This is a genomic window from Yersinia sp. 1252 StPb PI, assembly GCF_048593885.1.
GTDB classification, from domain to species: Bacteria; Pseudomonadota; Gammaproteobacteria; order Enterobacterales; family Enterobacteriaceae; genus Yersinia; species Yersinia enterocolitica_E.
This window is the reverse complement of record NZ_JAZGQE010000555.1, coordinates 1-281: the sequence shown is the minus strand read 5'-3', so window position 1 is coordinate 281 and position 281 is coordinate 1. Positions and strand designations below refer to the sequence as shown.

Sequence of the window (281 nt, the reverse complement as noted above, 5' to 3'; positions counted from 1 at the left end):
ATATAATTTTTGATGTTGGACGCAGATTTGAAGATCAATTGATTTTTCCTATTTTAATTAGTAAATGTGAATCCATCTATGAAAGTAAGGATTACATTGTTAAATATAGACAAAATCCAGATAGTATTACTAAAAACCTGAATGTTTCAGATCTTGATGATAGTGAGATCGGGCTGTTAAGATTTAAAGAACAGTATATAAAATATCATAGTAGATATTGGGCTACGATTATCGCAAGTGTATTTGTATCTCATATATCTAAATGTAAGTCGGATCGTAGC

General features: G+C 29.2%; 1 pseudogene. It reads left to right on the top strand.

The features are described 5' to 3' along the window. Positions 1-281: pseudogene (locus V2A85_RS24725) on the top strand (hypothetical protein); the annotation flags it as partial.